Origin of the sequence: Burkholderia sp. Se-20378, assembly GCF_017104665.1 — a bacterium.
Lineage (GTDB): Bacteria > Pseudomonadota > Gammaproteobacteria > Burkholderiales > Burkholderiaceae > Burkholderia > Burkholderia lata.
In genome coordinates this window covers 1-7,825 of record NZ_JAAGPG010000414.1, presented here as the reverse complement: position 1 = coordinate 7,825, position 7,825 = coordinate 1, and the positions used below count along the sequence as shown (strand labels likewise).

Here is a 7,825-nt window from a genome sequence, read left to right as displayed (position 1 = left end):
TGGTCGTGCCGCACCAGCGCGAAGATCGGCGCGCGCTCGGTGTGGTCGACGCGCACGCCCTTCTCCGGCGCGAGGCTGAAGCTCAATGCGATGTCCACATCGCCGTCGCGCACACGCCGCGTCGCGTGGTCGCGAAATTCCGCGCGTACGATTCGTACGAGCACGCAATGACCGATTACGCGAACCTGCTGAAGAACAACCCGCGCTACTCGGGCGTGCTGAGCGCGAGCCGCAGCGTCGAAGGCTTCGCGCACGGGATGCAGAAGGCCGGCTACGCGACCGACCCGAACTACGCGAAGAAGCTGATTTCGATCATGCAGCAGATCGGCTGACCGACCCGTCGGCGACCGCTGTTGTACCCTCTGGACCGCGCCCGGCAGCCCGCCGCGCGCGGTTTCAACGTTTGCGCGAAAAAAATCCCCAATTCGATCTAAACTTTCGGTCAGCACTGCCGCTAAGTGTGAGAGACCTGCGACCGGGCCCCCGTTCTGGCCCGGTTTTATTGCGCACCGGTTGCCCGGGCGCCCATGACAAGAAAGACCGGCTAGCCATGAATATCGAAACGTCGACGGACCCCAGCCTGGATGCAGGCCACTCCGGGCCCGACTATGCCCGCCGCAATCCGCTGGAAATCGGCGTGCAGCTGCGCAACCTCGTCAACCGCGGCGATTTCCTGACCGTTCAGTACCCGGGTGGCCAGCTCGTCACGCGCCTGCTCGAGGTGGATGTCGGCGCGCGGACGTTTACGTTCGACTGGGGTGCGCTGTCCGAGCAGAACGCCAGCATCCTGGGCGCGTCGCACTGCACGTTCGCGGCCGCGCCGGAGGGCGTGCGCGTCGAATTCTCCACGGGCACGCCGCGCGAGACGCGCTACGAGGGGCTGCCCGCGTTCGTCGCCGATTTCCCCGACGTGCTGATGTGCATCCAGCGCCGCGAGTATTTCCGCGTCGATGCGCCGATCGTCGATCCGTTCCTGTGCCGCGGCAAGCTGCCGGACGGCGAGAGTTTCCTGTTCGAGGTGCATAACCTGTCGCTCGGCGGCGTGGGGCTGCGCACGGCCGACGAACGCGTCGAGGCGCTCGAGGTCGGCACGACGCTGCCCGACGTCGAGCTCGAGCTGACCGGCCACGGCAAGCTGTCGCTCGACCTGCAGCTCGTGTCGCAGCGTTCGACGCAGATGCCGAACGGGTCGCGCCGCTACCAGCTCGGCTTCCGCTACATGTCGCTGCCGGGCAGCGCGGAAAACACGCTGCAGCGCCTGATCACGCAGCTCGAGATGAAGCGCCGCTCGCTCGCGCGGGCCTGACGCACAAGCGGCGGCCGGCCCCGCCCGGGGCGGCCCGCACGGCGTTTGCGGCACCCTCGGCCGCACGCTCGAACCGGCGACGCGCAAGTACGCGTCGCGCGTGCATTTTTTCCTCAATTTTTCCGATTGGCGGCCGTTATACCGGGAGTCACGCAACCCGGCGGCCGCAACGCGCGGCCGGCTCATCAGGATCGCGCATGTCCAACTCACTCATGAACCTCGGCGTCAGCGGCCTGAATGCCGCGCTCTGGGGCCTCACGACGACCGGCCAGAACATCAGCAACGCGGCGACGCCGGGCTATTCGGTCGAACGCCCTGTCTATGCCGAGGCCAGCGGCCAGTACACGAGCAGCGGTTACATGCCGCAGGGCGTGAACACCGTCACCGTGCAGCGGCAGTACAGCCAGTACCTGAGCGACCAGCTGAACGGCGCACAGACGCAGAGCGGCGCACTGTCGACGTGGTATTCGCTCGTCACGCAACTGAACAACTACGTCGGCAACCCGACGTCCGGCATCTCGACCGCGATCACGAACTACTTCACCGGGATGCAGAACGTCGCGAACAGCGCGTCCGACTCGTCGGTGCGGCAGACCGCGATGAGCAACGCGCAGACGCTCGCGAACCAGATCACCGCGGCCGGCCAGCAGTACGACGCGCTGCGCCAGAGCGTGAACACGCAGCTCACGAACACCGTGACGCAGATCAACACGTACACCGCGCAGATCGCGCAACTGAACCAGCAGATCGCGTCCGCGAGCAGCCAGGGCCAGCCGCCGAACCAGCTGATGGACCAGCGCGACCTCGCGGTGTCGAACCTGTCGAACCTCGCGGGCGTGCAGGTGGTGCGCAACAGCGACGGTTACAGCGTATTTCTCGCGGGCGGCACGCCGCTCGTCGTCGCGGACAAGAGCTACCAGCTCGCGACCGTCGCGTCGCCGTCCGATCCGAGCGAGCTGACCGTCGTGTCGCAGGGCATCGCCGGCGCGAACCCGCAGGGGCCGAACCAGGCGCTGTCCGACGCATCGCTGTCGGGCGGCACGCTCGGCGGCCTGCTCGCGTTCCGCAGCCAGACGCTCGACCCGGCCGAAGCGCAGCTCGGCGCGATCGCGACCAGCTTCGCCGCGCAGGTCAACGCGCAGAACGCGCTCGGCATCGACCTGTCGGGCAACGTCGGCGGCAACCTGTTCACGACCGGCAGCCCGATCACGTACGCGAACCAGGGCAATACCGGCAACGCGGCGCTGTCCGTGTCGTTCGCGAACCCGTCGCAGCCGACCACGAGCGACTACACGCTGTCGTACGACGGCGCCAAGTACACGCTGACCGACCGTGCGAGCGGCGCGGTGGTCGGCACGTCGAACACGATGCCGGGGTCGATCGGCGGGCTGAACTTCTCGTTCTCGTCCGGCTCGATGCAGCCCGGCGACAAGTTCACCGTGCAGCCGACGCGCGGCGCGCTGAACGGCTTCGGCCTCGCGACGTCGAACGGCTCGGCGATCGCGGCGGCGGCGCCGTTCGTGCCGTCGGCGACCACGACGAACACGGGCACCGGCACGATCGGCGGGCTGTCGGTCACGAGCGCGACGGCCGCGGCCAACCCGCACAACTACACGATCACGATGGGCGGCACGACCGCCAGCCCGACCTACACGGTCACCGACAACTCCGCCACGCCGCCGACCACGAGCACGCCGCAGGCGTACCAGTCCGGCTCGCCGATCACCCTGACGGCCGGCGTCACGGTCACGGTATCGGGCACGCCCGCGGCGGGCGACACGTTCAAGGTCGCGCCGAACGCGGGCGGCACGAACGACGGCAGCAACGCGCTCGCGCTGTCGAAGCTCGTCAGCGCGAAATCGCTTGGCGGCGGCACGACCACGCTGACCGGCGCGTATGCGAACTACGTGAACAACATCGGCAACACGACGAGCCAGCTGAAGTCGTCGAGCGCCGCGCAGACCTCGCTGATCGGCCAGATCACCGAAGCGCAGCAGTCGGTGTCGGGCGTGAACCAGAACGAGGAAGCGGCCAACCTGATGCAGTACCAGCAGCTCTACCAGGCGAACGCGAAGGTCATCCAGACCGCGTCGACGCTGTTCCAGACCGTGCTCGGCCTGTTCAACTGATTTCGGGGATCAAAGCGATGCGGATTTCCACCACGCAGTTCTACCAGATGAACGTCGCGTCGATGAACGATCAGCAGGCGCAGCTTTCGCAGCTGTACCAGCAGATCTCGAGCGGCGTGAGCCTGTCGACCCCGGCCGACAACCCGCTCGGCGCGGCGCAGGCCGTGCAGCTGTCGATGACGTCGGCGACGCTGTCGCAGTATTCGGCGAACCAGAACACCGCGCTGTCCTCGCTGCAGGCGGAAGACCAGTCGCTCATCAGCGTCAGCAACCTGCTGAACAGCATTCACACGGTCGTGATCCGGGCCGGCGACGGCTCGCTGTCCGACAGCGATCGCTCGGCAGCGGCTACGCAGCTGCAGGGCTATCGCGACCAGCTGCTGACGCTTGCGAACTCGACGGACGGCGCGGGCAACTACCTGTACGCGGGCTTCAAGACGGCCACGGCGCCGTTCTCGAACGCACCGGGTGGCGGCGTGACCTACAGCGGCGACACGGGTTCGCGGCAGGTGCAGATCGCCGACACGCGCTCGATCGCGCAGGGCGACAACGGCGCGAGCGTGTTCCTGTCGGTGCCGATGCTCGGCAGCCTGCCGGTGCCGGTCGCCGGCGCGGGCAACACGGGCACGGGCACGATCGGCGCGGTGACGATCACGAGCCCGTCGGCCGCGACCAACACGCACCAGTTCACGATCGGGTTCGGCGGCACGGCCGCCGCGCCGACCTATACGGTCACCGACAATTCCGTCACGCCGCCGACCACGACCGCCGCGCAGCCGTACACGTCCGGCGCCGGAATCGCGCTCGGCAACGGACTGTCGGTGCCCGTGTCGGGCAACCCGGCGCCCGGCGATTCGTTCACGGTCACGCCGGCGCCGCAGGCCGGCACCGACGTGTTCGCGGCGCTCGACTCGATGATCGCCGCGCTGAAGGTGCCGGTCAGCAGCAACACGACGGCCGCCGCCGCGCTCCAGAACGCGATGACCACCGGCACGACGAAGCTGAACAACATGATGACGAACGTCCTCACCGTTCAGGCGTCGGTCGGCGGCCGCGAGCAGGAAGTCAAGGCGATGCAGACGGTGAACCAGACCAACACGCTGCAGGTCACCAGCAACCTGTCCGACCTGACGAGCACCAACATGGTGTCGACGATCAGCCAGTTCCTGCAGATGCAGAACGCGCTGACGGGCTCGCAGAAGGCGTATGCGCAGTTGCAGAACCTGTCGCTGTTCCAGTACATCAATCCCTGACGGTCGCCGCGCCGGCCGCGATGTGAGCGCACGCTTGCGTCGCCGCCGGCGTCGAACGCCGCCCGCGCATGGCCCCGCGCGGACGGGCGCTTCACCGGGGCGCGCCATCGTGCCCCGTTTCACCCACGCTGCAAGCCGCGCATCGTGCTCGCCGGCCCGCTTTTCGGCCCGTCCATCAGCCCGCTTGCCAGCCCCATTTCCGCTCCGTAAACTCGCGCCAGATTCCAGACCGGCGCATCCTCCGCAGCCGGCGACCGACAGGAGCCCTTTTCCCCATGTCCGATTCCTACTTCCCGCGCTGGCGGGTGCAATCGACCGGCGCGGCCTCGCGCGTGGTCGGCCCCGACGAGCGCCTCGCGTGGCCGCAGATGGTCGCGATGGGCGTGCAGCACGTCGTCGCGATGTTCGGCTCGACCGTGCTCGCGCCGCTGCTGATGGGCTTCGACCCGAACCTGTGCATCTTCATGTCGGGCATCGGCACGCTGCTGTTCTTCGTGCTGGTCGGCGGCCGCGTGCCGAGCTACCTCGGCTCGAGCTTCGCGTTCATCGGCCTCGTGATCGCGGTGACTGGCTACGGCGGCAGCGGCCCGAACCCGAACATCCCGGTCGCGCTCGGCGGGATCATCGCGTGCGGCGTCGTGTACGTCGCGATCGGCGCGCTGGTGCAGGCGATCGGCACGAACTGGATCGAGACGCTGATGCCGCCCGTCGTGACCGGCGCGGTGGTCGCGGTGATCGGGTTGAACCTCGCGCCGATCGCGGTCAAGGGCGTGTCCGGGTCGACCTTCGAATCGGTGATGGCGCTCGTGACCGTGCTGTGCGTCGGCGGCGTCGCGGTGTTCTCGCGCGGCATGGTGCAGCGCCTGCTGATCCTCGTCGGGCTGGTGATCGCCTACGTGATCTACGCGGTCGCGACCAACGGAATGGGGCTCGGCAAGCCGATCGATTTCTCGATCGTCGAGCATGCGGCCTGGTTCGGGGTGCCGAGCTTCCGCGCACCGGTGTTCGATCCGCACGCGATGCTGATGCTGGCGCCGATCGCGGTGATTCTCGTCGCGGAAAACCTCGGCCACATCAAGGCCGTCAGCGCGATGACGGGCACCAGCCTCGATCGCTACGTGGGCCGCGCGTTCATCGGCGACGGGCTCGCGACGATCGTGTCGGGCAGCGTCGGCGGCACGGGCGTGACGACCTACGCGGAGAACATCGGCGTGATGGCCGTCACGCGGATCTACTCGACGCTGGTGTTCGCGGTCGCCGCGGTGATCGCGATCGTGCTCGGCTTCTCGCCGAAGTTCGGTGCGGTGATCCAGACGATTCCGGGCCCCGTGCTCGGCGGCGTGTCGATCGTCGTGTTCGGGCTGATCGCGGTGACGGGCGCGCGGATCTGGGTCGTCAACAAGGTCGACTTCTCCGACAACCGCAACCTGATCGTCGCGGCCGTCACGCTGGTGCTCGGCGCCGGCGACTTCTCGCTCAAGATCGGCGGCTTCGGGCTCGGCGGGATCGGCACCGCGACGTTCGGCGCGATCATCCTGTACGCGATCCTGCGCAAGGAAAAGGAACCGGGCCCGGTGGTCTGAGCGTCCGGCGGGCGGTGTCGTGCCGCCCGTGTCATCTTCCGCGTCGAACGTCGACGCGCTACGCGCCGACGTTCGACTGCGTTTGCAGCCACGCGCAGAACTGCGCGACGAGCGGATCGTCGGCCGGCGCGCGCGGCGCGATCCACCAGTAGCTGCGCGTTGCGATGCGCGGCCCCTCCAGCGGCATCACCAGCCGCCCGCTCGCAAGTTCGTCGTCGATCAGCGGCAACGGGCCGAGCGCAACGCCAAGGCCGTCGACGGCCGCCTGCAGCGCCAGGTAGAAGTGGTCGAACGACTGCCGCTTGCGCCCCTTCATCGTCACGCCGGCCGCCGCGAACCAGTCGCGCCAGCCTTCCGGCCGCGTATCCGAATGCAGCAGCACATGGCGTGCGAGATCGTCCGCGCGCGCGATCGGCACGCGCTTGAGCAGCGCGGGGCTGCAGACGGGGATCACGCTTTCGTCGAGGAAGTGGCCGCTCGTGCAGTTCGGCCAGTGGCCGGGGCCACGGCGGATCGCGACGTCGTAGCCGTCGAGCGTGTCGAGCGGCGCATTCGACGTCGACAGCTTCAGCTCGACGTTCGGCACGTCGCGCTGGAACCGCGACAGGCGCGGCAGCAGCCATTTCATCGCGAAGGTCGGCAGCGCATTGATGCGCAGCACGCGTGCCGCGCCCGTGTTGCGCAGTTGCTCGGTCGCGAGCGCGATGCTGTCGAACGCCGCGCGCACGGTGTCCAGGTAGCGGCGGCCTTCGTCGGTGAGCTTCACGCGCTTGCCGTAACGGTGGAACACCGGCTTGCCGAGCCAGGCCTCGAACCCGGCGATCTGCCGGCTGATGGCACCGTGAGTCACATGCAGCTCGTCGCCGGCGGCGCTGAAGCTTTCATGTCGTGCCGCGGCTTCAAAGGCCCGAAGCGCGGAAAAGGGTGGGAGATCGCGTGCCATGCTTGTGATTCTAGATCACAAGGACGCGCCGATAAAATCGTTTTGCCGGTATTCCGAACGGCGGTAACCTCGGGTCACCGTTTGATAAGGAACCCCATGCAATCCGCTTCTCCGCCGGCCGCCCCGCCGCCGGCCGCATCATCCCGCAGCGTCGGCCTCGCCGAGCTGTTCACCGGTTTCCTGTCCCTTGGCCTCATGTCGTTCGGCGGTGCGCTGCCGTTCGCGCGGCGCACCATCGTCGAAGAGCGCAAGTGGCTCTCCGCCGACGAATTCACCGATCTGCTCGGGCTGTGCCAGTTCCTGCCGGGCGGCAACGTGATCAACCTGTCGGTGGCCGTCGGCATGCGCTTTCGCGGTGTCGCCGGCGCGTTCGCCGGCATTCTCGGGCTGATCGCGGGCCCGACGCTCGTCGTCGTCGCGCTCGGCGTGCTGTACGCGAAGACGCAGAACGATCCGCGCGTGCAGCACCTGTTCGCGGGGCTCGCCGCGGCGGCGGCCGGGCTGCTCGTCGCGATGGCCGTGAAGGTCCTGAAGCCGCTGCGGCACGCGCGTGCGGCGGCCGGCATCGCGGCGCTCGCGTTCGTCGCGATCGCGGTGCTGCGCATCCCGCT

General features: G+C 68.3%; 6 protein-coding genes and 2 pseudogenes. 6 read left to right on the top strand and 2 right to left on the bottom strand.

The window, feature by feature from the left end; all coding sequences use genetic code 11:
- A pseudogene (locus G3N93_RS29810) lies at positions 1-125 on the bottom strand (LysR family transcriptional regulator); the annotation flags it as partial.
- Between G3N93_RS29810 and G3N93_RS29805 the strand changes: the two are divergent.
- The 5 genes and pseudogenes from G3N93_RS29805 to G3N93_RS29785 form a co-directional block, all read left to right on the top strand.
- A pseudogene (locus G3N93_RS29805) lies at positions 117-332 on the top strand (glucosaminidase domain-containing protein); the annotation flags it as partial. The pseudogenes G3N93_RS29810 and G3N93_RS29805 overlap by 9 nt on opposite strands.
- Positions 333-550: 218 nt before the next feature.
- Complete coding sequence (locus G3N93_RS29800) at positions 551-1,306, top strand: flagellar brake protein (RefSeq protein WP_011353462.1); 756 nt, start codon at positions 551-553, stop codon at positions 1,304-1,306.
- A gap of 197 nt (positions 1,307-1,503) precedes the next feature.
- Positions 1,504-3,435, top strand: a complete 1,932-nt coding sequence (gene flgK, locus G3N93_RS29795) for a flagellar hook-associated protein FlgK (RefSeq protein WP_174937554.1) — start codon at positions 1,504-1,506, stop codon at positions 3,433-3,435.
- Between the two features lie 17 nt (positions 3,436-3,452).
- Complete coding sequence (gene flgL, locus G3N93_RS29790; protein ID WP_174937556.1) at positions 3,453-4,688, top strand: flagellar hook-associated protein FlgL; 1,236 nt, start codon at positions 3,453-3,455, stop codon at positions 4,686-4,688.
- Between the two features lie 275 nt (positions 4,689-4,963).
- On the top strand, positions 4,964-6,271 hold the full coding sequence (locus G3N93_RS29785; protein ID WP_174937558.1) for a solute carrier family 23 protein: 1,308 nt from the start codon (positions 4,964-4,966) through the stop codon (positions 6,269-6,271).
- Between the two features lie 58 nt (positions 6,272-6,329).
- Here the strand turns inward: G3N93_RS29785 and G3N93_RS29780 are convergent, their stop codons facing one another.
- Positions 6,330-7,214 (bottom strand): transcriptional regulator GcvA, encoded by an 885-nt coding sequence (locus G3N93_RS29780; protein ID WP_206134564.1) that lies wholly within the window; start codon positions 7,212-7,214, stop codon positions 6,330-6,332.
- Between the two features lie 96 nt (positions 7,215-7,310).
- Here G3N93_RS29780 and G3N93_RS29775 point away from each other — a divergent pair.
- The coding region (locus G3N93_RS29775; protein ID WP_206134563.1) for a chromate transporter at positions 7,311-7,825 on the top strand (515 nt) is incomplete at its 3' end.